The organism is Geodermatophilus amargosae (assembly GCF_041028265.1).
Classification (GTDB): domain Bacteria; phylum Actinomycetota; class Actinomycetes; order Mycobacteriales; family Geodermatophilaceae; genus Geodermatophilus; species Geodermatophilus amargosae_A.
In genome coordinates, this window is record NZ_JABGCW010000014.1 from 194,017 (window position 1) to 217,726 (window position 23,710).

Annotated in this window: 25 protein-coding genes and 1 riboswitch; of the genes, 5 read left to right on the forward strand and 20 right to left on the reverse strand. The window is 75.9% G+C overall.

The window, feature by feature from the left end:
* Positions 1–12: 12 nt before the first annotated feature.
* The 15 genes from nuoK to HLV61_RS18040 all read right to left on the reverse strand — a co-directional run bounded on the left by nuoK (position 13) and on the right by HLV61_RS18040 (position 14,439).
* The gene (gene nuoK, locus HLV61_RS17970) at positions 13–312 is read right to left on the reverse strand and encodes an NADH-quinone oxidoreductase subunit NuoK (protein ID WP_369257823.1); all 300 of its coding nucleotides are present in this window, start codon (positions 310–312) and stop codon (positions 13–15) included.
* Positions 309–1,121: an NADH-quinone oxidoreductase subunit J gene (locus HLV61_RS17975; protein ID WP_369257825.1), complete on the reverse strand. Its 813-nt coding sequence runs from the start codon at positions 1,119–1,121 to the stop codon at positions 309–311. The genes nuoK and HLV61_RS17975 overlap by 4 nt, the downstream gene beginning before the upstream one ends.
* On the reverse strand, positions 1,118–1,768 hold the full coding sequence (nuoI, locus tag HLV61_RS17980) for an NADH-quinone oxidoreductase subunit NuoI (protein WP_369257827.1): 651 nt from the start codon (positions 1,766–1,768) through the stop codon (positions 1,118–1,120). The genes HLV61_RS17975 and nuoI overlap by 4 nt, the downstream gene beginning before the upstream one ends.
* Entirely contained in the window at positions 1,761–3,302 is a 1,542-nt protein-coding gene (gene nuoH, locus HLV61_RS17985) for an NADH-quinone oxidoreductase subunit NuoH (protein WP_369257829.1), read from the reverse strand. Before nuoH ends, nuoI begins: the two co-directional genes overlap by 8 nt.
* On the reverse strand, positions 3,299–5,797 hold the full coding sequence (locus HLV61_RS17990) for an NADH-quinone oxidoreductase subunit G (RefSeq protein WP_369257831.1): 2,499 nt from the start codon (positions 5,795–5,797) through the stop codon (positions 3,299–3,301). Before HLV61_RS17990 ends, nuoH begins: the two co-directional genes overlap by 4 nt.
* The gene (nuoF, locus tag HLV61_RS17995) at positions 5,794–7,122 is read right to left on the reverse strand and encodes an NADH-quinone oxidoreductase subunit NuoF (protein WP_369257833.1); all 1,329 of its coding nucleotides are present in this window, start codon (positions 7,120–7,122) and stop codon (positions 5,794–5,796) included. The genes HLV61_RS17990 and nuoF overlap by 4 nt, the downstream gene beginning before the upstream one ends.
* Positions 7,123–7,127: 5 nt before the next feature.
* Positions 7,128–8,147 carry an NADH-quinone oxidoreductase subunit NuoE gene (gene nuoE / locus HLV61_RS18000; protein WP_369257835.1) on the reverse strand — a complete coding sequence of 340 codons (1,020 nt, stop codon included), beginning with the start codon at positions 8,145–8,147 and terminating at the stop codon, positions 7,128–7,130.
* Positions 8,144–9,469 carry an NADH-quinone oxidoreductase subunit D gene (locus tag HLV61_RS18005; RefSeq protein ID WP_369257837.1) on the reverse strand — a complete coding sequence of 442 codons (1,326 nt, stop codon included), beginning with the start codon at positions 9,467–9,469 and terminating at the stop codon, positions 8,144–8,146. The genes nuoE and HLV61_RS18005 overlap by 4 nt, the downstream gene beginning before the upstream one ends.
* On the reverse strand, positions 9,466–10,203 hold the full coding sequence (locus tag HLV61_RS18010) for an NADH-quinone oxidoreductase subunit C (protein WP_369257839.1): 738 nt from the start codon (positions 10,201–10,203) through the stop codon (positions 9,466–9,468). Before HLV61_RS18010 ends, HLV61_RS18005 begins: the two co-directional genes overlap by 4 nt.
* A complete protein-coding gene (locus tag HLV61_RS18015; protein ID WP_440285020.1) occupies positions 10,200–10,877 on the reverse strand; it encodes a NuoB/complex I 20 kDa subunit family protein in 678 nt (225 codons plus the stop codon). Before HLV61_RS18015 ends, HLV61_RS18010 begins: the two co-directional genes overlap by 4 nt.
* Positions 10,878–10,907: 30 nt before the next feature.
* Complete coding sequence (locus tag HLV61_RS18020; RefSeq protein WP_440285022.1) at positions 10,908–11,270, reverse strand: NADH-quinone oxidoreductase subunit A; 363 nt, start codon at positions 11,268–11,270, stop codon at positions 10,908–10,910.
* 153 nt (positions 11,271–11,423) lie between these two features.
* The gene (locus HLV61_RS18025; protein WP_369257841.1) at positions 11,424–12,698 is read right to left on the reverse strand and encodes a geranylgeranyl reductase family protein; all 1,275 of its coding nucleotides are present in this window, start codon (positions 12,696–12,698) and stop codon (positions 11,424–11,426) included.
* A gap of 49 nt (positions 12,699–12,747) precedes the next feature.
* Positions 12,748–13,428 carry a phosphoribosyltransferase gene (locus HLV61_RS18030; RefSeq protein WP_369257843.1) on the reverse strand — a complete coding sequence of 227 codons (681 nt, stop codon included), beginning with the start codon at positions 13,426–13,428 and terminating at the stop codon, positions 12,748–12,750.
* Between the two features lie 11 nt (positions 13,429–13,439).
* Positions 13,440–13,586 (reverse strand): hypothetical protein, encoded by a 147-nt coding sequence (locus HLV61_RS18035; protein WP_369257845.1) that lies wholly within the window; start codon positions 13,584–13,586, stop codon positions 13,440–13,442.
* A 133-nt stretch (positions 13,587–13,719) separates the two neighbouring features.
* Positions 13,720–14,439, reverse strand: a complete 720-nt coding sequence (locus HLV61_RS18040; RefSeq protein ID WP_369257847.1) for a demethylmenaquinone methyltransferase — start codon at positions 14,437–14,439, stop codon at positions 13,720–13,722.
* A 36-nt stretch (positions 14,440–14,475) separates the two neighbouring features.
* Between HLV61_RS18040 and HLV61_RS18045 the strand changes: the two genes are divergently transcribed.
* Positions 14,476–15,750: an isochorismate synthase gene (locus HLV61_RS18045; RefSeq protein ID WP_369257849.1), complete on the forward strand. Its 1,275-nt coding sequence runs from the start codon at positions 14,476–14,478 to the stop codon at positions 15,748–15,750.
* 85 nt (positions 15,751–15,835) lie between these two features.
* Here HLV61_RS18045 and HLV61_RS18050 read toward each other — a convergent pair whose 3' ends face one another.
* Entirely contained in the window at positions 15,836–16,960 is a 1,125-nt protein-coding gene (locus HLV61_RS18050; RefSeq protein ID WP_369257851.1) for a transglycosylase family protein, read from the reverse strand.
* A gap of 4 nt (positions 16,961–16,964) precedes the next feature.
* Positions 16,965–17,138, reverse strand: a riboswitch (cyclic di-AMP (ydaO/yuaA leader).
* Between the two features lie 368 nt (positions 17,139–17,506).
* Here HLV61_RS18050 and HLV61_RS18055 point away from each other — a divergent pair.
* Entirely contained in the window at positions 17,507–17,890 is a 384-nt protein-coding gene (locus HLV61_RS18055) for a VOC family protein (RefSeq protein ID WP_369257853.1), read from the forward strand.
* A 6-nt stretch (positions 17,891–17,896) separates the two neighbouring features.
* Here the strand turns inward: HLV61_RS18055 and menD are convergent, their stop codons facing one another.
* Together menD and HLV61_RS18065 are read right to left on the reverse strand one after the other, a co-directional pair.
* The gene (gene menD / locus HLV61_RS18060) at positions 17,897–19,573 is read right to left on the reverse strand and encodes a 2-succinyl-5-enolpyruvyl-6-hydroxy-3-cyclohexene-1-carboxylic-acid synthase (RefSeq protein WP_369257855.1); all 1,677 of its coding nucleotides are present in this window, start codon (positions 19,571–19,573) and stop codon (positions 17,897–17,899) included.
* Positions 19,570–20,529 carry an o-succinylbenzoate synthase gene (locus HLV61_RS18065; RefSeq protein WP_369257857.1) on the reverse strand — a complete coding sequence of 320 codons (960 nt, stop codon included), beginning with the start codon at positions 20,527–20,529 and terminating at the stop codon, positions 19,570–19,572. The genes menD and HLV61_RS18065 overlap by 4 nt, the downstream gene beginning before the upstream one ends.
* Positions 20,530–20,569: 40 nt before the next feature.
* Here HLV61_RS18065 and menE point away from each other — a divergent pair, with 40 nt between their 5' ends.
* Both menE and HLV61_RS18075 read left to right on the forward strand, forming a co-directional pair.
* Entirely contained in the window at positions 20,570–21,709 is a 1,140-nt protein-coding gene (menE, locus tag HLV61_RS18070; protein ID WP_369257859.1) for an o-succinylbenzoate--CoA ligase, read from the forward strand.
* The gene (locus HLV61_RS18075) at positions 21,709–22,581 is read left to right on the forward strand and encodes a 1,4-dihydroxy-2-naphthoate polyprenyltransferase (RefSeq protein ID WP_369257861.1); all 873 of its coding nucleotides are present in this window, start codon (positions 21,709–21,711) and stop codon (positions 22,579–22,581) included. Before menE ends, HLV61_RS18075 begins: the two co-directional genes overlap by 1 nt.
* A gap of 7 nt (positions 22,582–22,588) precedes the next feature.
* On the opposite strand, the gene HLV61_RS18080 is transcribed toward HLV61_RS18075, so the two are convergent.
* On the reverse strand, positions 22,589–22,912 hold the full coding sequence (locus HLV61_RS18080) for a DUF4229 domain-containing protein (protein WP_369257863.1): 324 nt from the start codon (positions 22,910–22,912) through the stop codon (positions 22,589–22,591).
* A 29-nt stretch (positions 22,913–22,941) separates the two neighbouring features.
* Positions 22,942–23,442 (reverse strand): Lrp/AsnC family transcriptional regulator, encoded by a 501-nt coding sequence (locus HLV61_RS18085; protein WP_369257865.1) that lies wholly within the window; start codon positions 23,440–23,442, stop codon positions 22,942–22,944.
* 43 nt (positions 23,443–23,485) lie between these two features.
* On the opposite strand from HLV61_RS18085, the gene HLV61_RS18090 reads away from it, so the two are divergent.
* Positions 23,486–23,704, forward strand: coding sequence for a hypothetical protein (locus HLV61_RS18090; protein ID WP_369257867.1), 219 nt, complete (start codon positions 23,486–23,488; stop codon positions 23,702–23,704).
* The last annotated feature ends 6 nt before the right edge of the window (positions 23,705–23,710 follow it).

Sequence of the window (23,710 nt, forward strand, 5' to 3'; positions counted from 1 at the left end):
CCCCGGCTCCCGTCAGTACTTGAGCAGGTTGGCGTCGTCGACCGACGCCGACCGGCGGGTCCGGTAGATCGACATGATGATCGCGAGGCCGACGACGACCTCCGCGGCGGCGACGACCATGACGAAGAACGCCATGATCTGGCCGTCGACGGTGCCGGTGGACCGGGCGAAGGTGACCAGCGTCAGGTTCACCGAGTTGAGCATCAGCTCGATGCACATGAAGACGACGATCGCGTTGCGCCGCACCAGCACGCCGACGGCGCCGATGGTGAACAGGATCGCGGCCAGCACCAGGTAGTACGTGAGCGTCATGCCCGGTCCTCCGAGGCCGTGCCGTCTGGTGTGGTCGTCCCCAGGGCGGCGTCGGGGCTGCCGAGCTGGGCCCGGCCGGTGGGCCGGGGCATCTGGTCGACCTCCCGCGCCTCCAGCCCCGTGGCCAGGCTCTCCTCGGCGGTGCTCCCGTCGGGGAGCAGGGCACCGGTGGCCACGGAGTTGGCGCGCGCGAACACACCGGGGCCGGTCAGGGTCTGCGGCCGGTCGGTGAGGAAGCGGGCCCGGGAGAGCTCCTTCTGCGACTGCCGGCTGCCGGGCTCGCGCTCGATGTGCGCCAGCACCATCGCGCCGACCGCGGCGGTGATCAGCAGCGCGCTGGTGACCTCGAAGGCGAGCAGGTAGCGGGTGAACAGCAGCTCGGCGATCGAGTCGATGTTGCCGGTGCCGCCCTGCGCGTCGGACAGCCCCGTGCCCGGGGTGTCCTGGGTGGCGCGGGCGATGCCGGCCCCGACCAGCGCGGCGAACCCGACCCCGAGGACGGTGGCCGCCACCCGCTGGCCGCGCAGCGTCTCGACCACCGAGTCCGAGGAGTCCCGGCCGACCAGCATCAGCACGAAGAGGAACAGGATCATGATCGCGCCGGTGTAGACGATGATCTGCACCGCGCCGAGGAAGGGCGCGGACTGGACGACGTAGAAGACGCCCAGCGAGAGCATCGTGGTGACCAGCCACAGCGCCGAGTGGACCGCGTTGCGGCTGAACACCATCCCCAGGGCGCCGGCCAGGGCGACCGGCCCGAGGATCCAGAAGACGACGGCCTCGCCGGTGCTGATGACGACGTCGGTCATGCCTGCTCCACCGTGACCGGCTCGGCGGCCGAGCCCTGCTGCGGCTCGCGCAGGTAGTACGCCTTCTCGTCGTCGCCGAGGCGCATCGCGTGCGGCGGCGCCTCCATGCCCGGCAGCAGCGGGGCCATGAGCTGTTCCTTGGTGTAGATCAGGTCCTGCCGGTTGTCGTCGGCCAGCTCGAAGTCGTTGCTCATCGTCAGCGAGCGGGTGGGGCAGGCCTCGATGCACAGCCCGCAGAAGATGCACCGCAGGTAGTTGATCTGGTAGACCCGGCCGTACCGCTCACCGGGGCTGTAGCGGGCGTCCTCGGTGTTGTCGCCGCCCTCGACGTAGATCGCGTCGGCGGGACAGGCCCAGGCGCACAGCTCGCAGCCGATGCACTTCTCCAGCCCGTCGGGGTGCCGGTTGAGCACGTGCCGCCCGTGGTAGCGCGGCTTGGTCACCTTGGGCGTCTCGGGGTACTGCTCGGTGGTCACCTTCTTGAACATCTGGGCGAAGGTGACGCCGAAGCCCTGGCCGGGCGCCGGCAGCAGGCTGCGCCGGGGCGCGGGTGCGCCGGCGTCGCGCCCGGCCCGCTCGACCTCGCCGCGGGACGTCCGGGCCAGGCCCGTGGACTCGCCTCCGGTGGTGGGGTCGTGGTCAGACATCGGGGTCCTCCTGGACGCTGGTCGCGGTGCTGCCCCGGCGGCCGCTGCTGACCACGCCGCCCTCGGGACGCCTGGCGCCCGCGGGCTCGGCCACCCGGTCGGCCCTGCGCAGCCGCGGCGACGGCGGCACGGTGAGGTCCATCGGCGGCACCGGGAAACCGCCCTCGGCGCGGGCCGGGCCGGTGCGCTGGGCCGGCCGGCGCCGCGGCCCCGCCGGCGGCAGGACCTCGGGCTCGGGCTCGGGCTCGGGGTCGGTGGCGTGGACGCCGCCGGCCGCGGCGTCGGCGGCCATGACCCGGGTGTCGCGGTTGGCGATCCGGCTGGCCAGCGCCAGGCCGAGCAGCACCAGCAGCGCGATCGGGACGCCCACGAAGACCGCCACCTCGCCGGTGGACAGGTCGGCCTCGCGGGAGACGGTGCGCATCGTGGCGACGACGAGGATCCAGACCAGCGCGGTCGGCACCAGCACCTTCCAGCCGAAGCGCATGAACTGGTCGTAGCGCAGCCGGGGCAGCGTGCCGCGCAGCCAGATGAAGACGAACAGCGCGACGCACACCTTGAGGAAGAACCACAGCAGCGGCCACCAGCCGGAGTTGGCGCCGTCCCAGATCGACAGCGGCCACGGCGCCCGCCAGCCGCCGAGGAACAGCGTCGCGGCCAGCGCGGAGACGGTGACCATGTTGATGTACTCGGCCAGGAAGAACAGCGCGAACTTCAGCGACGAGTACTCGGTGTGGAAGCCGCCCACCAGCTCGCTCTCGGCCTCGGGGAGGTCGAAGGGGGCGCGGTTCGTCTCACCGACCACGGCGATCGCGTAGATGACGAAGCTGACCGGCAGCAGCACCGCGAACCAGCTGGGCCCGGTGAACTCCAGGCCGAAGAACGACAACCGGTTCCCGTCGGCCTGCGCGGCGACGATCTCCGAGGTCGACATCGTCCCGGCGTAGAGGAACACCGCGACGATCGACAGGCCCATCGCGATCTCGTAGCTGACCATCTGCGCCGCGCTGCGCAGGGAGCCCAGCAGCGGGTAGGTCGAGCCCGAGGCCCAGCCGCCGAGCACGATGCCGTAGATCCCCATCGCCGAGCAGGCGAGCACGATGAGCACGCCGATGGGAGCGTCGGTGAGCTGCAGCGGGGTGCGCTCGCCGAAGATGCTGACCACCGGGCCCAGCGGGATGACCGAGAAGGCCAGGAACGCCGGCACGGTGGCCAGCACCGGGGCCAGGAAGTAGACCGGCTTGTCCGCCATCGCCGGCATGATGTCTTCCTTGAACGCCAGCTTCAGCCCGTCGGCGAGGCTCTGCAGCGACCCGCGCGGCCCGACCCGGTTGGGGCCGGAGCGCTGCTGCATGCGGGCGACGACCTTGCGCTCGAAGACGATGGCGAACAGCGTCATCAGGACCAGCACGGCGAAGACGCCGACCACCTTGACGAGCACGATCCACCAGACGTCGTTGCCGAAGTCCTCGAGCGTCGGCTGGTCGGGCGAGGCGAGGATCCCGGGGGCGGGGACCCCGGCAGCGAGGATCACGAGCGCACCCCGGAGGCGGTGGCGCCGGTGCGGACCGCGCCGAGCCGGACCAGCCCGCCCGGCGGCGTGCCGAGCCCGGTCCGCAGCTCGCTGCCGGGCGAGCGCATGGGCAGCCACACGACACCGTCGGGCATCTCGGTGACGGCCACCGGGAGGGTCACCGACCCGGCGGTGCCGGTGACGGTGAGCAGGTCGCCGTCGGCCACGCCCAGCCGGGCGGCGGCCTCGGCGCCCAGCCGGGCCACCGGCGGACGGGCGGTGCCGGCGAGCTCGGGCTCGTCGCGCTGCAGGGTCCCGACGTCGAGCAGCTGCCGCCAGGAGGCGAGCAGCGCCTCGCCCTCGCCGGGCTCCGGCGCCACGGCCGGCGGGACGTCGAGGCCGGCGCCGTCGGCGCGGGTGCCGGTGTCGCCGAGCGCGGCGAGCTCGGCGCGGGCGGACTCGGGCGTGGGCAGCCGCAGGTCGGCGTCGAGGTGATCGGCCAGGCCGTGCAGGACCCGGCCGTCCGGAAGCCGGCCGGTGCCGTGCAGCGTGGCGTCGAAGGAGCGCACCCGGCCCTCCCAGTCGAGGTAGCTGCCGGCCTTCTCCGGGGCCGCGGCCACCGGCAGGACGACGTCGGCGCGCTCGGTGACCGCCGTGGGCCGCTGCTCGAGGCTGACCACGAACGACGCCGCGGCCAGCGCCTGCTCCGCCAGCGCCGGGTCGGGCAGGTCGGCGGGGTCGACGCCGCCGACGACGAGGCCGGCCAGCCGGCCGTCGCGGACCGCGGTGAGGATGCCGGTGGTGTCGCGGCCGGGCGTCGCGGGCAGGTCGACGGGGTCGATCCCCCACAGCGCGGCCACCTCGGCGCGGGCCACGGGGTCCTCGACCGGCCGCCCACCGGGCAGCAGCGCCGGCAGCGCGCCGGCCTCGACGGCGCCGCGCTCACCGGCCCGCCGCGGCACCCAGGCCAGCCGCGCGCCGGTGGCGCGGGCGAGAGCGGTCAGCGCGGTGAACGCGCCGGGCACCTCCGCCAGCCGCTCGCCGGCGACCACCACCGCGCCGGGCTGACGCAGCGCCTCGACGGCGGGACCGCCCCAGCTGCCCGCGGCGAGCGCGGCCAGGGCGCGGGCCTCCTCGCCGGGACGGGTGACCAGCACGGTGGCCTGCAGCTTCTGGGCGGCGCGGGTGGCGAAGGGCGCGAGGTCGTAGACGGCCAGCGAGCCCGTGCGCACCGCGCGGCGCAGGCGGAGGAAGACGATCGGCGACTCCTCCTCCGGCTCGAACCCGGCCAGCAGCACGGCGGGGGCGGAGCTCAGGTCGTCGTAGGTGACCGCACCCCGCCCGGGACCGGTGCCGGCGACGTGCCCGGCGAGGAACGCCTGCTCCTCGGCCGAGTGCGCGCGGGCGCGGGCGTCGACGTCGTGGGTGCCCAGCGCGACGCGGGCGAACTTCGCGTAGGCGTAGGCGTCCTCGACCGTCAGCCGGCCGCCGGGCAGCACGCCGACCCCGCCGGCGGCCCGGGCGGCGCGCAGGCCCTCGGCGGCCGCGGCCCAGGCCTCCGGCCAGGAGGCGGGCTCGAGCACGCCGTCGCGCCGCACGAGCGGGGTGTCCAGGCGGTCGTTGGTGGCGGCGTAGCGGAACGCGTAGCGGCCCTTGTCGCAGGTCCACTCCTCGTTGACCGCCGGGTCCTCCCCCGCCAGCCGGCGCATGACCTTGCCGCGCCGGTAGTCCGTGCGCATCGCGCACCCCGACGAGCAGTGCTCGCAGACCGAGGGCTCGCTGCGCAGGTCGAAGGGCCGCGACCGGAACCGGTACTGCGCGCTGGTCAGCGCCCCGACCGGGCAGATCTGCGTGGTGTTGCCGGAGAAGTAGGACGCGAACGGCTCGTCCTCGTAGACGGCGACCTGCTCCAGCGCGCCCCGCTCGAACAGCTCGATGAACGGGTCGCCGGCGACCTGCTGGGAGAAGCGGGTGCAGCGGGCGCACAGCACGCAGCGCTCGCGGTCGAGCAGGATCTCGGTGCTGATCGGCAGCGGCTTGGGATAGGTCCGCTTGACGTCCACGAAGCGGGTCTCGGAGCGGCCGTTGCTCAGCGCCTGGTTCTGCAGCGGGCACTCGCCGCCCTTGTCGCAGACCGGGCAGTCCAGCGGGTGGTTGATCAGCAGCAGCTCCATCGTGCCCTGCTGCGCCTTGTCGGCGACCGCGCTGGTCAGCTGCGTCTTGACCGCCATCCCGTCGGTGACCGGCATGGTGCAGGAGGCCACCGGCTTGCGCTGGCCCTCCACCTCGACCAGGCACTGCCGGCAGGCGCCGATCGGGTCGAGCAGCGGGTGGTCGCAGAACCGCGGGATCTGGATGCCGACCATCTCGGCGGCGCGGATGATCAGCGTGCCCTTCGGCACCGCGACGTCGAACCCGTCGATGGTGCAGTGGACGGCGTCGGGCGGGGTGTGCGGGCCGGGGACGCCGGGCGGCACGGCCGCCGCGGGTTCCGGGCTGACGGGGGTCACGGTCATGAGGCCACTCCGACGGGCTCGAGGCGCAGGGAGCGGCCCAGGCGGGCCTGCTCCTCGGGCGGCAGCAGGGCGACGTAGTCGTCGCGGAAGTACTTGAGGGAGGAGGTGATGCAGCTGGTCGCGCCGTCGCCGAGGGCGCAGAACGACCGGCCGAGGATGTTGTCGCAGGTGTCGGTGAGCAGGTCCAGGTCGGCCGCCGTCCCGCGGCCGCCGGCGATGCGCTGCAGCACCTGCACCAGCCAGTAGGTCCCCTCGCGGCAGGGGGTGCACTTGCCGCAGGACTCGTGCGCGTAGAACTCGGTGAACCGCAGGGTGGCCTCGACGATCGAGTCGGTCTCGTCGAACACCATCAGCGCCGTCGTGCCGAGCATCGAGCCCGCGGCGGCCACCGAGTCGAAGTCGAGCGGGACGTCGAGGTGCTCGGCGGTGAAGTACGGCGTCGACGAGCCGCCCGGCGTCCAGAACTTCAGCTCGTGCCCGTCGCGCACGCCGCCGGCCATGGCGAGCAGCTCGCGCATCGTGGTGCCCATCGGGGCCTCGTACTGGCCGGGCCGCACCACCCGGCCGGAGATCGAGTAGATCTTCGGCCCCGGCGACTTCTCCGGCCCGAACCGCTTGAACCACTCGGCGCCGCCGCGGACGACGAACGGCACGGTGGCCAGCGTCTCCACGTTGTTGATCACCGTCGGGGCGCCGTAGAGACCGGCGACGGCCGGGAACGGCGGCTTGAGCCGCGGCTGGCCGCGGTAGCCCTCGAGCGAGTCCAGCAGCGCCGTCTCCTCGCCGCAGATGTAGGCGCCGGCGCCGGCGTGCACGACCAGCTCGAGGTCGTAGCCCGAGCCCAGGACGTCGCTGCCGAGGTAGCCGGCCGCGTAGGCCTCCTCGACGGCGGACACCAGCCGGCGGTGGGCGTGCACCGCCTCACCGCGCACGTAGATGACGGCGAACCGGCAGCGGATCGCGTACGCCGAGATGATCACGCCCTCCACCAGGGAGTGCGGATCGGTCATCATCAGCGGCAGGTCCTTGCAGGTGCCCGGCTCGCCCTCGTCGGCGTTGACCACGAGGTACTTGGGCATCGCGGCCGGCCCGGTGGGCGTCTCCCCCTCCTTGGGTTGCGGGATGAAGCTCCACTTCATGCCGGTGGGGAACCCGGCGCCACCCCGGCCGCGCAGGCCGGAGTCCTTGACCAGCGACACCAGCTCGTCGGGCTGCATCGACAGCGCGGTGCGCAGCGCGGCGTAGCCGTCGAGGGACTCGTAGGTGGACAGCCGCCAGGGCTGGTCGGCGCCCCACCGCGAGGTGAGGACGGGGGTGAGGGGCACGGGGCTCAGGCCTCCCGGGTCATGGGCCCCTGGCCGGAGGTGCCCGGCTCGGTGCCCGCGGGGGTGTCGGGGGTGGGACGGGAGCCGCCGGGCGTGCGCCGGCCGTACTCGGTCCCGCTGTCGGGGTGGGTCTGCGCGGCGCCGGCCCGCTCGGCCGGGTTGTCGGCGGCCGCCACGCGCGCGTCGGCCGCCTCCTTCTCCGGTGTCTGCCCGGCGTCCCCGGACGGGGCCACCGTGTCCGCGGGCTCGCCGGCGTCGGCGGGCTGCGGCTCGGGGCCGCTCATCGGCGGCGCGGCCTCGCCGCGCTCGTCGGCCAGCCGGACGCCGGCCAGCGTGGGGCCCCACTCCCCCGGCGCGTCGACGGCGGCGCGCGCGGCACCGGCGTCGGCGTGCTGGGAGAAGCCGGCCAGCTGCCGGGAGACGCCGCGGAAGTCGGTGAGCGGGGCGCCGCGGGTGGGGTGCGGCTTCTCGCCCCGGCGCAGCGCCGCGACCAGCGCACGGGCGCTGTCGACGTCCTGCTGGTCGTAGAACTCGTAGTCGACGGTGACCACCGGCGCGTAGTCGCAGGCGGCCAGGCACTCGGCGTGCTCGAGGGTGACCGAGCCGTCGGCCGCCGTCTCGTCGTGGTGGACGGCGAGGTCGGCGGCCAGCGCGTCCATGATCCGCTGCCCGCCGAGGACGGCGCACAGCGTGTTGGTGCACACGCTGACCAGGTGCCGGCCGGTCGGGCGGCGCTTGTACATCGTGTAGAAGGTCGCGACCGCGCCGACCTCGGCCTTGGTCAGCCCCAGCTCCTCGGCGCACAGCGCGACGCCCTCGGGCGAGACGTAGCCCTGGTAGCTCTGCACCAGGTGCAGCATCGGCAGCAGCGCCGAGCGCGGCTGCGGATAGCGGGTCATGATCTCCCGCGCCTCGAGCCGGGTCTGCTCGGTCAGGGGCGGCAGGTCGGCCGGGGCGGGCTCCACCGGGCTGTCGACCAGTCCCGTCGTCGCTGCACCCTCCGCCGAACCGGGCAGCGCGCTCACCGGTCGACACCTCCCATCACTGGGTCGATGGAGGCGATGGCGGCGATGACGTCGGCGATCATGCCGCCCTCGCTCATCGCCGCGGTCGCCTGCAGGTTGACGAAGCTGGGGTCGCGCACGTGCACGCGGAACGGCCGCGTGCCGCCGTCGCTCACCACGTGGTAGCCGAGCTCCCCGCGCGGCGACTCGACCGGCACGTACACCTGCCCGGCCGGCACCCGGAAGCCCTCGGTGACCAGCTTGAAGTGGTGGATCAGGGCCTCCATGGAGGTGCCCATGATGTGGCGGACGTGCTCGAGGGACTGGCCCATCCCGTCGGCACCGAGCGAGAGCTGGGCCGGCCAGGCGATCTTGCGGTCCTCGACCATGACCGGGCCGGGCTCGAGCCGGTCGAGCGCCTGCTCGACGATCCTGAGCGACTCGGTCATCTCGGCCATGCGCACGAGGAACCGGCCCCAGGCGTCGCTGGTGTCGGCGGTCGGCACCTCGAAGTCGTAGTCCTCGTAGCCGAGGTAGGGGTCGACCTTGCGCAGGTCCCACGGCAGGCCGGCGGCGCGCAGCACCGGCCCGGTGACGCCGAGGGCCAGGCAGCCGGTGACGTCGAGGTAGCCGACGTCCTTGAGCCGGCGCTGCCAGATCGGCTGGCCGGTGAGCAGCCTGTGGTAGCCGGCCAGCCGCTCGGGCATGACGGCGAGCCACTCGCGGATCGACTCCTCCACGCCGTCCGGGAGGTCCTGGGCGACGCCGCCGGGGCGGATGTAGGCGTGGTTCATCCGCAGGCCGGTGATCTCCTCGAGCAGGTCGAGGCACAGCTCCCGCTCACGGAAGCCGTTGGTCATGCCGGTGAGCGCGCCGAGCTCCATGCCCCCGGTGGCCAGGCCGACCAGGTGCGAGGCGATCCGGTTGATCTCCATGACCATGACGCGGATGGTCTGCGCGCGCTGCGGCACCTCGATGCCGAGCAGCTTCTCCACGGCCATGCAGTAGGCGGCCTCGTTGTACAGCGGGGCGAGGTAGTCCATGCGGGTCACGAACGTCGTGCCCTGCGTCCAGTTGCGGTACTCGACGTTCTTCTCGATGCCGGTGTGCAGGTAGCCGATGACCACCCGCGCCTTGGTCACCGTCTCTCCCTCGAGGTCGAGCACCAGCCGCAGGACGCCGTGCGTCGAGGGGTGCTGCGGCCCCATGTTGACGACGAGGCGCTCCTCGCCGCTGTGGTCCACGCCGAGGGTCTGGTCCCAGTCGCCGCCGGTGACGGTGTAGACGCGGCCCTCGGTCGTCTGACGGGAGCCCGCGTAGGGGTCGTAGCCGGTCGTGGTCACCGGTAGCTCCGGCGGGTGTCCGGCGGCGGGATCGTCGCGTCGTGGTACTCCACCGGTACGCCTCCGAGCGGGTAGTCCTTGCGCTGCGGGAACCCGTCCCAGTCGTCGGGCATGAGGATCCTGGTCAGCGCCGGGTGGCCGTCGAAGACGACGCCGAACATGTCGTGGGTCTCCCGCTCGTGCCAGTCCGCCGTCGGGTAGACCGAGGACACCGACGGCACGTGCGGGTCCTCCACGGTGACGGCGACCTCGAGGCGGATCCGCCGCCGGAAGGTCATCGAGGTGAGGTGGTAGACGACGTGCAGCCGCGGCCGGCCGGCGTTCGCCGCGGGGCCGCCGCTGTCGAGGTAGTCGACGCCCGAGACGCTGCTGCACAGCTCGAAGCGCAGGGCGTCGTCGTCGCGCAGGGCCTGCACCAGGGCGAGCAGGTGCTCGCGGGCGACGAAGTAGGTGATCTCCCCGCGGTCGACCAGGACGCGCTGCACGGCGGCGTCGTAGGTGGCCGCGCCGACGGCGTCGGTCAGCGCGTCGGTGACCTCGTCGAACCAGCCGCCGTAGGGCCGGTCGGTGGAGTGCAGCGCCACCGCGCCGCCGGGCTCGACGCGGACCAGCCCGCCGAAACCGGAGGTGTCGCCGCTGCCGCTGACACCGAAGGCGCCCTTGCGGAAGCCCCCGCCGGCCGAGGCCGCGCCGAGCGAGGCGTCGGCGCCGCTGCGGTCGCCGGGGCCGGTCACCGCGACCCGCCGCGGGAGCCGGGGAGCAGGACGGCGTCGCCGCCGCGCTGCTCGATGGCGAACTGGCCGGTGCGGCCGAGGGCCGCCGCCTGCTCGTAGGCCGCCCGCTTGGTCTTGTCGGCGCGGATGCTGGAGGGCATCTCCACCAGCAGGTCGGGGGCGCGGCCCTCGGCCCGGGCCTCCTCCATCTGGCGGGCCCGCTTGGCGCCGAGCGGCTCGTTCTGGATCTTGTGGTGCAGCTTGAGGATGGCGTCCATCAGCATCTCCGGGCGCGGCGGGCACCCGGGCAGGTACATGTCCACCGGCACGACGTGGTCGACGCCCTGCACCACCGCGTAGTTGTTGAACATGCCGCCGGAGCTGGCGCAGACGCCCATGGCGAGCACCCAGCGCGGCTCGGGCATCTGGTCGTAGATCTGCCGCAGGACCGGCGCCATCTTCTGGCTCACCCGGCCGGCGACGATCATCAGGTCGGCCTGGCGCGGGGAGGCCCGGAAGACCTCCATGCCGAAGCGGGCGAGGTCGTAGCGGCCCGCGCCGGTGGCCATCATCTCGATGGCGCAGCAGGCCAGGCCGAAGGTGGCCGGCCACAGCGAGGACTTCCGCGTCCAGTTGACCAGCTTCTCGACCGTGGTGAGCAGGAAGCCGCTCGGCAGCTTCTCCTCGAGACCCATGTCAGCTCCCTGCGTTCGCGTGCACGGCCGTCAGTCCCACTCGAGGCCGCCGCGGCGCCAGACGTAGGCGTAGGCGAGGAAGACGGTGGCGATGAACACGACCATCTCGGCCAGGCCGAACAGTCCCAGCGCGTCGTTGGCGACGGCCCACGGGTAGAGGAAGACGATCTCGATGTCGAAGACGATGAAGAGCATCGCCGTGAGGTAGTACTTCACCGGGAAGCGGCCGCCCTGCAGCGGCTGGTCGACCGGCTCGATGCCGCACTCGTAGGCCGCGAGCTTGGCCCGGTTGTAGCGGCGGGGGCCCACGAACGGCGCCACCGCCACCGAGAACAGGGCGAAGGCCGCGGCGAGCGCGAACAGCCCCACGATGGGCACGTAGGCGGACAGCACAGGGCCTCCCCTCGGGTCGACGGCGCTTGTGAAGAAATTCACAAACTGGCTCTCACGAGCCTATGCCGCGGTCCTGCGGATCGGAAGCGTGGGGGGTGAGTGAGTTCACGTCCGCCCGTCACGGTCTGGTCACGGACGCGGACCGCCGCGCGGTCACACCGAGGGCGTCAGCCTCGTGAGCAGGGCGATCGTGCGGTCGAAGCGGTCGCCGTCGCGGCCGTCGGAGAGGTTGCCCATCAGCCGCAGCGCCGCGCCGACCATCGCGGGGCGCTTGAGCCCGTGCGCCGTGGCGAAGCGGACCAGGCCGGGGCGGTCGAGCGCCGCCAGGAAGGCCATCCCGAGGCGGTGGTGGCGGCCGTAGGCCTCCCGCAGCCGTGCGGGGTAGGTGCGCAGCACGGCCTCCCGCGCCGGGCCCTCGGGTGCCGTCAGCGCCGCGGCCGCGGTCTCGCCGGCCATCCGCCCGGTCTCCAGGGCGTAGCTGATGCCCTCCCCGTTGAACGGGTTGACCACGCCGGCCGTGTCGCCGGCCAGCAGCAGCCCGCGGGTGTAGGCCGGGCCGCGGTTGAGCGCCATGGGCAGGCCCGCACCGCGCACCGGGGTGACCGCGTGCTCCTCGCCGAGCTGCCACTCCGGCGGCAGGGTGGCCAGCCAGCGCCGCAGCACCGTGCGGGGGTCGGTGTCGCCGCCGCGCCGGGTGTCGAGCAGGCCGAAGCCGACGTTCGCGGTGCCGTCGCCCATGCCGAAGGACCAGCCGTAGCCGGGCATCGAGTCGGCCGTGGGTCCCTCGGCCGAGAGGTCGAAGGAGATGTCGAGGTAGGGGTCCTCGCCGCGCGGCGTCTCCACGTAGCGGCGGACGGCGACGCCGAGCGGGCGGTCCTCGCGGCGGGTCAACCCGATCGCCTTGGCCAGCCGGCCCGACAGGCCCTCGGCGGAGACGACGAGCGGCGCGCGCCACGTGACCGGCTCCCTGCCCGGACCCGCCTGGGCGCGCACGCCCACCACGCGGCCGGCGTCGTCGAGCAGCGGGTCGGTGACGGTGACCTCCTGCTCGAGCCGGGCGCCGGCGGCCACGGCGTGCTCGGCCAGCATCGGGTCGAGGTCCTTGCGCGCGCGGATCAGCCCGTGGCCGGGCCAGGAGGACAGCCGCGGCCAGTCCACCTCGACCACCTGGCCGCCGCCGAAGACCCGCAGCCCCCGGTGCCGCACCCAGCCGGCCGTCGGCGAGACGTCGACGCCCATCTCGTCGAGCGCCTTGACCCCGCGGGGGGTGAGGCCGTCGCCGCAGACCTTCTCGCGCGGGAACCGGGCCTTCTCCAGGACGACGACGTCGCGGCCGGCACCGGCCAGCGCCCACGCGGCGGCCGACCCCGCGGGCCCGGCGCCGACCACCACGACGTCGGCACTGCCCCCGCTGGTCGGACTCGTCACGCGCCGGCTCCCTGGTCGTCGTCGGTCCCGGGTGGACCGGCGTCCGAGCCTAGGCGGGGCCCGGACCGGAGGCGGCGGCGAGCGCGGAGCGGACCTCGTCGTCGGAGGTCTCGCCGAAGTCGTCGTAGTGGCGGCCCACGGCGCCGAACGGGTCGGGGGTGAGCGGGCAGACCACCTCGTCGGCGGCGAGCGCGGCGCAGACCTCCGGCACGCCCACCGGGACGGCGACGACGACCGCGGCGGGGCCGGCGGAGCGGACCGCGGCGAGCGCGGCGCGCATGGAGGAGCCGGTGGCCAGGCCGTCGTCGGCGAGGACGACGGTGCGCCCGGCGAGGACCGGCGGCGGCCGGTCGCCGCGGTAGGCCCGCTGGCGGCGGCGCAGCTCGGCGAGCTCCGCGCGGCGGACCTCCGCGGCGGCGCCGGGGTCGACCGCGACCCGGGCGAGCACCGCCTCGCTGCGGACGCTCACGACCGCCTCGCCCACCGCGGCCAGCGCGCCCATGGCGAGCTCGGGGCGGTCGGGCAGGCCGAGCTTGCGGACGGCGACGACGTCGAGCTCTGCACCGAGCGCGGCGGCGACCTCCGCGGCGACCAGCACGCCGCCGCGGGGCAGGCCGAGGACGAGCGCGTCGGGGCCGAGCGGCACCGCGGGGACGCGGGCGGGGTCGGTCAGGCACGCGGCGAGCTGCCGGCCGGCGTCGCGCCGGTCGCGGTACGGGCGGTGGTCCACCGCGCGGCCGGTCAGACCGGCTGCGGCCCCGTCGGAGGCGGGGCGGTCGGGTCGGTGGGGCTGGGCTGCGGCAGCGGGGCCGGCGACGGCGGTGAGATCGGGTCCACCGGGGACGGCGACGGCCCGGGCGGCTCGGGCGGCGGGAACGGATCTGTCATGGACCGACGCTAGCCCTCGCGCGCGGCCGCACGGGCTCCTGCGCCGCCGCACCCACCGACGACCACGGCGCCGGGACGCCGACGAGCCGGCGTGTCGCGGTCCCGGCGCCGTGATCGCGGGGACGGTCGTGCGCTAGGGGCGGCGGGCGCGGTGCAGGGCGACGATGCCGCCGGTGAGGTCGCGCCACTCGACGTCGGCCCAGCCCGAGGCCTGGATGCGGGCGGCCAGCGCCGGCTGGTCGGGCCAGGCGCGGATCGACTCGGCCAGGTAGACGTAGGCGTCGGGGTTGCTGCTCACCGCGCGGGCGATCACCGGCAGCGCGCGCATCAGGTACTCGGTGTAGACGGTGCGGAACGGCGTCCACGTGGGGCTGGAGAACTCGCAGACGACGAGCGTGCCGCCCGGGCGCACCACCCGGGCGAACTCGCGCAGGGCGGCGTCGGGGTCGGCCACGTTGCGCAGCCCGAAGGAGATCACCAGCCCGTCGACGCTGGCGTCGCCGAGGGGCAGCGCCATCGCGTCGCCGGCCACCTTCGGTACCGGCCGCGCGGCGCCGGCGCGCAGCATCCCCTGGGAGAAGTCGCAGGCGATCGCGTGCACTCCCCCGGCCGCCAGCTCCACGGTGGAGACGGCGGTGCCGGCCGCCACGTCGAGGACGACGTCCCCCGGGCGGGCGCCCAGCGCCTCCCGCGTGGCGCGCCGCCACGACACGTCGCGGCCGCCGGAGAGGACGGTGTTGGTGAGGTCGTAGCGGCGGGCGACGCCGTCGAACATGGCCGCCACCTCGTGCGGCTGCTTGTCCAGACCGGCCCGCCGACCGGCGGTGTGTGCGCTGTCTCGCCGGTCTGCCACGGCGGACGACGCTACCGGCTGCCTACGCTGGGGAGCGTGACGGCAGCGGCGGTGACCTCGCGGGACGCCGTCGCGCCCGCGTCCACCACCGTCGCGCTGCCCGACTCCCCCGCCCTGCTGCACCTGCTGCCCCGTGAGGGCGGGCTGTCCTGGGTGCGCCGCGGCGAGGGCCTGGTCGGCTGGGGCGAGGCCGACCGCCTCGAGGTCTCCGGCCCCGGCGCGCTGGCCGAGGCCGCCGCCTGGTGGGCCGAGCGCACCGCCGGGCCGGCCGTCGACGACGGCGTGGGCGTGCCCGGCTCGGGCCCGGTCGTGTTCGCCAGCATCGCGTTCGACCCGGCCGCCGGCACGTCGGTGTTCGTCGTCCCGGAGGTCGTGGTCGGCCGCCGCGGCGGCAGGGCCTGGGTGACCACCACCGGTGACGCCGACCCGCGCGACGTCCTGCCGCCCTCCCGCGAGCCGCTGCTCCCGCCGCCGTCCCGGCTGCGGTACGCCGACGGCGCCCTCGACCCGGCCACCTGGTGCGGCGCGGTGTCGGCCGCCGTGGACCGCATCGGCGACGGCGACCTCGCCAAGGTGGTGCTCGCCCGCGACCTGCTGGTCACCGCCGACGTGCGCCTGGACCCGCGCCGGCTGCTCGACCGGCTGGCCGAGCGCTTCCCCGACTGCTGGACCTTCGCCGTCGACGGGCTGCTCGGTGCCACCCCCGAGCTGCTGCTGCGGCGCACCGGCCGGCAGCTGTCGGCACGGGTGCTGGCGGGCACCGCCCCGCGTGGCGCGGGCGCCGAGGACGAGCGGCTCGCCGCGGGGCTGCTGTCCAGCGGCAAGGACCGCGCCGAGCACGCCCTCGCCGTCGACTCGCTGGTGCGGGCGCTGGACCCGTACTGCAGTGCGCTGTCGGTGCCCGAGGGGCCCTCGCTGCTCACGCTGGCCAACGTGCGGCACCTGGCCACCGACGTCGTCGGGACCCAGCGCCGCTCCGGCGGGCGCGGGCGGGCCGGGCTGCTGGAGCTCGTCGACGCCGTCCACCCGACCGCCGCCGTCTGCGGCACGCCGCCGGACCGCGCCGCGGCGGTCATCGCCGAGCTCGAGGGCATGGACCGCGGCCGCTACGCCGGGCCGGTGGGCTGGCTCGACGGCCGCGGTGACGGCGAGTTCGGCCTGGCCCTGCGCTGCGCGCAGCTCAGCGACGAGGACCCGTGCTCGGCGCGGCTGTTCGCCGGCTGCGGCATCGTCGCCGGGTCCGACCCCGCGGCCGAGCTGGCCGAGACCCAGTCGAAGTTCGCCGCGTTCCAGGCGGCGCTGGAGAGCTGACGCGGCCGGTCCCGCCGAGCGGCCCGGGGGACGACGAGGCCCCGGCCGCGGGGTGCGGCCGGGGCCCTCGTGGGGGTCGTGCGGGTCAGCCCGCGTAGGTCACGTGCACGTGGTCGAAGTGGTTCGCCGTCACGCCGCCGCGGTCCTCCATCGGCTTCCACGAGCCGGTCGGCGAGGTGAGGATCCGCTGCTCCCAGATCACGTACTCGACGCCGAGCTCGTCCCAGTGGTCGACGTGGTACTGGGCGATCGCGTCGCCGAGGGCGGCGTCGGTCATGACCATGTAGTCCACCGCCAGGCCGGACGGGTGCCCGTTCGGGTCGACCGCGCTGGCGCGCGTGCCCCCGAGGGTGATGCCGGCGGCGCCCGGCACGTTGCCGACGACGGCGTCGGCCGCGGCCTGGGCCTGCGGCTTGAGCGCGCCGGCGGTGTTGGTGACGTGCGCGGTCGCCGACGTCGGGGCGACCTGGGGGGCGGCCTGGGCGAGCGGCGGGGTGGCGGCCGGGGCCGCGTTCCCGGACGCGACCGGGACACCGGCGGGCGCCTCGGGTGCCGCGGGTGCCGCGGACGCCTCGGCGGCCGGGCCGCTGACGGCCAGGACCTGCCCCGGGTAGATGCGGTGCGGGTTCGAGCCGATCACGTCGGCGTTGCGCTGGTACAGCTCGCGCCAGCTCTGCTGGTGGGCGGCGGCGATCTCCTTCACCGTGTCGCCCCAGCGGACGGTGTAGTCCTCGGTCGCGTCGGCCGCCTCGGGAGCCGACTGCTCGGTGGCGGCGGCGGGGGCGGCAGCGGGCACCTCGGCGGGCGCGGCGGCCGGGGCCTCGGCGGCGGCCGCGGTCGTGCCCTCGGTCAGGTACTGCCCGCAGGACGGCCACGCGCCGATGCCCTGCCCGGCGAGCACCGCCTCGGCGATCTGCACCTGCTCGGCGGGGGTGGCGAGGTCGGCGCGCGGCGCGAGGTCGGTGCCGCCGAACGCGGCCCAGGTCGACGGGCTGAACTGCAGGCCGCCGTGGTAGCCGTTGCCGGTGTTGATCGCCCAGTTGCCACTGGACTCGCACTGGGCGACACCGGACCAGTCGTGGGCGGTGGAGGCCGAGGCGGCGGGCGTGCTCAGGACGCCGAGCCCGACGGCCGCGGCGCCGGCGGCGACGGGGGCCTTGGCGATGACGGTCTTGGTGCGGACGTAGCGGGGTGCGCGGTGCTTGGGCATGAGGATGATCTCCCGATCGCCGCCGGCGAGGTGAGCTGTCGGGTTCGGGCGATCGGTGCCCGGCCGCGGTCCGCGGCTTCACCCCGAGGCGCGCTCGGACAGGCCCCCGTGGGCCGTCGCGCGCCGGAAGTGGGTCCCCCACCCCTGCCCTGGGAGTTGGGATGAGCGACCGGTGGGCAGGGTTTGGCGGACCGGCGCCGCGCTCTCGTTTGCTGAGCGCAGCCAAAACGTTACATAGGGCTATGTGAACTGTCGTCGTGACGGCGGTCACACTGCGGGTCCGAGGGGGTCTGATGGGGTCCGTGGGGTACGGCGTGACGTCGGCGTGATGGCCGTCCGTCCCCGCCACCGGGATACGGAACGCACTGCTCGTCCGGCGCGGTACCCGCGGAGCACGGTCCCGGGCGGCACGGCCGGCCGACGGGCCGGACGCCGGATCCCCGTGACGGAGGACACAGCGGGCGGGCTCCGCCCTCGGGTCCGGCCCCTGGCGGAGCCGTGCCACGGGGACCCCCTGACGTCCCCGGTCCTCCCTAGGGTCCCCGCATGGACATGCGACTCGAGGTGATCGGCATCCCCGTGAGCGACGTCGAGGCCGCGAAGGCCTTCTACGTCGAGAAGGTCGGCTTCGGACTCGACCACGACGTGACCCCCGCTCCCGGCATGCGCGTGGTGCAGATGACGCCGCCGGGCTCCCCCTGCTCGGTGGTCATCGGCGAGGGCATGCCCCTCGGGGAGCCCGGCACCACCAAGGGCCCGCAGCTCGTCGTCGAGGACGTCGACGCCGTGCGCCGGCAGCTCGCCGAGCGCGGGGTCGAGATCAGCGAGGTCCAGCAGCTCGGGCCCGAGGGGTCCCCCGGCTCGCGGTTCGCCTTCTTCGCCGACCCCGACGGCAACGCCTGGTCGCTCCAGGAGATCCGGCGCTCCTGAGGCCGCTCAGGGCAGCGCGCGGCCCGCGGCCTCGCGCAGGGACACGGCGAGGTCGGCCTCGGCGCGCTGGTCGGTGCGGACGACGACCACCCGCGGGCCGCCCAGCGCCAGCGCGGCGGGCAGGTCGTCGGCGGACGTCACCGCGGTCGCCTCCCAGCCCATCGCCCGCGCGACGCCGACCAGGTCGCGGCCGTGCGGGGTGCCGAACACCCGCCGGTAGTCGCGGACGTACGCCGGACCGCCCGGCTCGAGCTGCGCGAAGATCCCGCCGCCGTCGTTGTCGGGGACGACCACGGTGAGGTCCGGGCGCACCTCGCCGTCACCGGTCAGCAGGCCCTGCAGGTCGTGCAGGAACGTGAGGTCGCCCATCAGGGCCACCGCACGGCCGCCGTGCGCCAGCGCGGCCCCCACGGCCGTGGAGACCGTGCCGTCGATCCCGGCGACGCCGCGGTTGGCCAGCACGATGAGGTCCCCGCGCGGCACGGCGAGCCGGTCGACGTCGCGCACCGGGGTCGAGGAGCCGAGCACGAGCAGCGCCCCCGGCGGCAGCGCGGCGACGACGTCGCGGGCCAGCCGGGCCGCGGTGAGACCCGCCTCGGCGCCGAGGGCGGCGTCGACGGCGGCGCCCACCCGGTCGGCGGCCGCGCGCCAGGCGGCGGCCCAGTCGCCCCCGGACGGCGGGCCCGTCGGCGGCGCGGCACGGGTCACCAGCGCGGCCGAGCGGCCGGCGTCGGGCCAGCGCGGCGTGCCGACCACCGTCTCGACGCGCACCCGCGGGTCGGCCAGCAGCGCCGACACCGGCCGGGACAGCGTCGGCCGGCCCACGACCACCACGCGGTCGGGCCGGTGGGCGTCCAGCCAGCCAGGGACGCCGAGCAGCAGCGCCCCGCCGCGGACGGCGTCGTCGGTCCACGCCCCGCCGCTGGGCTCGGCGACCACCGGCCAGCCGGCCGTGGCGGCACCGTCGGCCCAGGCGCGGCCGGCCGCCGGCGGCCCATCGCCGGCGACGACGAGCGTGCGCGGGCCCTGCCCGATCGGCCCGGCCGGGGCCGGTGCGGCCGCGCCCGCGGTCCACGGGGCGCCGCCGTCCCGGCCGGTCCACGGGCCGTCCAGCACCGGCTCGCCGTCGGGCAGGAGCGGATCGCGGAAGGGCAGGTTGAGCTGCACCGGGCCGGGGTCGCCGGACAGCGTCCCGGTGGCCGCCAGCAGCGCCCGCGACACCACCGAGCGCCAGTAGCGGTTCTGCGCGGCCTCGCGGCCGGCCTCCGGCACGCCGACGTCGGCCGCCCAGCGCACCGCGTCGCCGTAGAGCCCGGGCTGCTCGATCGTCTGGTTGGCGCCGGTGGCGCGCAGCTCCGGCGGGCGGTCGGCGGTCAGTGCGACCAGCGGCACGCCGCTGACGTCGGCCTCGAGCACCGCGGCGTGCAGGTGCGCGGTCGCCGTCCCCGAGGTGGTGAGCACCGGCACCGCGCGGCCGGACGCGCGGGCCAGGCCGAGCGCGAGGAAGGACGCCGTCCGCTCGTCGATGCGCACGTGCAGCCGCAGCCGGCCGTCGCGCTCGGCGGCGGCGAGGGCGAGCGCGACCGGCGCCGAGCGCGACCCGGGCGCGACGACGGCGTCGCGGACGCCGCCGCGGACCAGCTCGTCGACCAGCACGCGGGCCAGCGCGGTGGAGGGGTTCACGCGGCGAGCACCGCGGCCAGCCGCCGGGTCCAGCGCGCGGTCACGTCCTCCGGTGCCGCGACGCCGGCCAGCCGGCCGGGGTCGGGCCGGGTCACCGGCAGCGCGCCGTCGACCGGCAGGAGGGAGGCCTCGGTGACGTCGCCGTCCAGCAGCGCGACCGTGGCCAGGCCGCAGGCGAAGGGCAGCTCCGGCAGCGCGGCGGCCAGCGCCACGCCCGCGGCGATGCCCACCGAGGACTCCAGCGCGGAGGAGACCACGCACGGCAGGCCGTGCGCCTCGGCCACCCGCAGCGCCGCGCGCACGCCGCCCAGCGGCTGCACCTTCAGGACGACGACGTCGCCGGCCTCCCGCAGGTCGACGCCGAGCGGGTCGTCGGCCCGCCGCACGCCCTCGTCGACGGCCACGCGGACGTCGACGCGGCGGCGCAGCGCGGCGAGCTCGGGGAGGGTGGCGCAGGGTTGCTCGACGTACTCGAGGCCCGCCCGGTCCAGCTCCCGGATCCGCGCCACCGCGGTGTCGACGTCCCAGGCGGCGTTGGCGTCCACCCGCAGCGCGCCGGCGGGCCCGAGCGCGTCGCGGACGGCCTCCACCCGCGCCAGGTCGTCGGCGGCGCCCTGGCCCGGCTCGGCCACCTTCACCTTCGCGGTGCGGCAGCCCGACGCCGTGACGATGGCGTGCGCCCGCTCGGCGTCCACGGCGGGGACGGTCACGTTGACCGGTATCGAGGAGCGCACCGGCGCCGGCCACCCCTGCAGCGCCGCCTCGGCCGCGGCGCGCCACCAGCGCCGGCTCTCGGCCACGCCGTAGTCCCAGAACGGGGAGAACTCGCCCCAGCCGGCCGGTCCGTGCACCAGCACGCCGTCGCGGACGTCGATCCCGCGGAAGCGGCTGCGCACGGGCACCGACCACACCGCCACCCGGTCGATCCCCGCGGGGAGGCCGGCGACGGTGATCACGCCCGCCAGCGTATGTCGGCGCGACGTAGGCTCGTTCGACGTGCCCCGGCAGCTGACCGTCCTCCCCGCGCCGGACTCCCCCGACGCCGTCCTCGGCACCGTGCTCCCCGCCGTCCGCGCCGCGCTCGACGGCACCGCGCCGTTCGCCGTCCTCCCGTCCGGACCGGCCGCGGCGGCGGCGCGCGAGGTCCTCGCTCCGGGCGAGCCGCTCGAGGACGGCGCGGACCTCGTGGTCGTCACCTCCGGGTCGACCGGCGGCGGGCACGGGGTGCTGCTCCCGGCGTCGGCGCTGGCCGCCTCGGCCACCGCGACGGCCGAGCGCCTCGGCGGGCCGGGCGCCTGGCTGCTCGCGCTGCCGGTGTCGGCGATCGCCGGGCTGCAGGTGCTGGTCCGCTCGGTCCTCGCCGGCACCGTCCCGACCGCGCTCGCGCCCGGTGAGGAGCTGGCCGCGGCGGTCGCCCGGATGCCCGCCGGCCGCCGGTACACCGCGATGGTCCCCACCCAGCTGCGCCGGTACCTCGGCTCGGAGCCCGAGGCGATGCGCGCGTTCGACGCGGTCATCGTGGGCGGCGCGGCCACCGACCCCGCGCTGCTGGCACGGGCCCGCGAGGCCGGCGTCGCCGTGGTGACCACCTACGGCATGACCGAGACCGCCGGCGGCTGCGTCTATGACGGCGTCCCGCTCGACGGCGTCCGCGTCCGGGTGGGCGAGGACGGGATCGTGGTCGGCGGCCCGGTGCTCGCGCTCGGCTACCGGCGCGACCCGGCCGGCACGGCCGCGGCGTTCGCCGACGGGGAGTTCCACACCCGCGACGCCGGCGCGCTCGGCCCCGACGGGCGGCTCACCGTCCTCGGCCGCCTCGACGACGTCGTGGTGACCGGCGGGGTCAACGTCGCCCCGCAGGCGGTCGAGGGCGCGCTGCGCGAGCACCCGGCCGTCGCCGACGCCGTGGTCTTCGGCCGGGCCGACGACGAGTGGGGGCAGCGGGTGGTGGCCGCCGTCGTCCCGGCGCCCGGCGCCGCGCCCGACCTCGCCGCGCTGCGGCCCTGGGTGACCGAGCGGCTGGGCGGCCCGTCGGCGCCGCGCGAGCTGCACCTGATCGGGTCGGTGCCCACGCTGCACACCGGCAAGCCCGACCGCCGCGGCGTGGCCGCCCGGCTGGCCGTGGGTCCCTCCTGATGGCCACGCCCGCCCAGTGGGTGGCCGGCGCGCGGCCCCGCACCCTGCCCGCTGCCCTGGCGCCGGTCGTCGTGGGCACCGGCGCCGCCGCCGCGCTCGGCGGCTTCCGGCTCGTGCCCGCCCTGCTGGCGCTGCTGGTCGCGCTGGCCCTGCAGGTGGCGGTCAACTACGCCAACGACCACTCCGACGGCAAGCGCGGCACCGACGCCGACCGGGTCGGGCCCATGCGGCTGGTCGGCTCCGGCGCGGCGTCGGCCGGCTCGGTCCTCGTCGCGGCGCTGCTGGCCTTCGCCGTCGCGGGGGTCGCGGGTCTGGTGCTGGCGGCGCTGTCGAGCTGGTGGCTGGTCGCCGTCGGCGCGGTGTGCATCGCGGCCGCCTGGACCTACACCGGCGGCCCGCTGCCCTACGGGTACCGCGCGCTGGGCGAGGTGTTCGTCTTCGTCTTCTTCGGCCTCGTCGCCGTCGCCGGGACGACGTTCGTGCAGACCGGCCGGGTCGAGGGGCTGGCGCTGGCCGCCGCGGTGCCCGTCGGGCTGCTGTCCACGGCGCTCCTGGTGGTGAACAACCTGCGCGACGTCGAGGGCGACGCCCGGGTGGGCAAGCGCACGCTCGCGGTGCTGCTCGGCGACCGCGCGACCCGGCTCTTCTACGTCGGACTGCTCGCGGTCGCCGTCGCCGTCGTCGTCGCGATCGGGGTGGGCCGTCCCTGGGCGCTGCTGGCCCTGGCGGCCGTCCCGCTGGCGGTGCCGCCGGCGCGGGTGGTGCTCTCCGGCGGGCGCGGGCCGGCGCTGATCGCGGCGCTGCAGGCCACCGGGCTGCTCACCCTCGCCACCGGCGTGCTGCTGGGCGCGGGGCTCGCGCTGTCGGGCTGAGCGGGCCTCAGGCGGCGCGCTCGCCCGGGACGTCGCCCGACAGGCGGGCGCGCAGTTCCTCCTTGCGGGCGCGGCGGGCGACGCTGCGGGCGGCCAGGCCCTCGGTCAGCCGGTCGCGCACCGGGCGCAGCAGGACCAGCGACACCGGCATGGACAGCAGCAGGCCGAACAGCAGCGCCGGGAAACCGGGCAGGCCCAGCAGCCAGATCAGCGCGATGAGGGCGACGGCGATGACCAGCCGGCCCAGCGTGTAGACCAGCAGCCACGGCACGATCCGCGGCGGCGTCGCGGGGCCGCCGGTGGGCGCGCCCGGGGTGGTGCTCTCGGCCATGCTGCTGTCCTCCTGCGTGCGGTCGGGCGTCATCCCGTCCGGCCCTCCCACTTGGTGGAGAGCACGACGGTCGTGCGGGTGCGGGCGACGCCCTCGATCCGGTTCAACGCGTTGATGGCGGCCTCCAGTGCCGGGATGTCGGTCACCCGGACCTTGAGCACGTAGCCCTCGCTGCCGGCGACCCGCCAGCAGTCCTCGACCTCGGGCATCCCCCGCAGCGCCGCCTCCACACCGGTGTCGTCGACGGCGTCGCTCTCGATCACCCCGACCAGCGCGGTGACGTCCAGCCCCAGGGCGGCCGGGTCGACGACGGCGCGGTAGCCGGTGATGGCCCCGGAGGCCTCCAGCTTGCCGACGCGCTCGTGCACGGCCGGCGCGGAGAGCCCGACCTGCCGCGCCAGCTCGGCGTAGCTGGCACGGCCGTTGGCGCGCAGCAGGTCGATCAGCTGCCGGTCGACGGCGTCGATGGGGGCGCTCCGTCCTGGTCGTCCGCGGCCCCGGTCGGCGACCGCTCCCCCGAGTATCCCCACGCTCGTACCCTGGGCGGAGGAACGCTCTCGAGGAGGAAGCCGGGTGCCGGTCGTGCTGCTGGTGGTGGCGTTGGTCGTGGTCTTGCTGGTCGTGCGGGCGACGGCCGTCGCCGGGAGCGACATGCGCGCGCGACGGCCCAGGTCACGCCCCGGGCATCGCCCGCGGTCCTCGGGCGCGGTCCGCCCTCCGGCCCCCGACGACGACCCGGAGTTCCTCCGCGAGCTGGCCCGCCGCGTCCGCCGCGACGACTCCCCCGCCTGAGCCCCG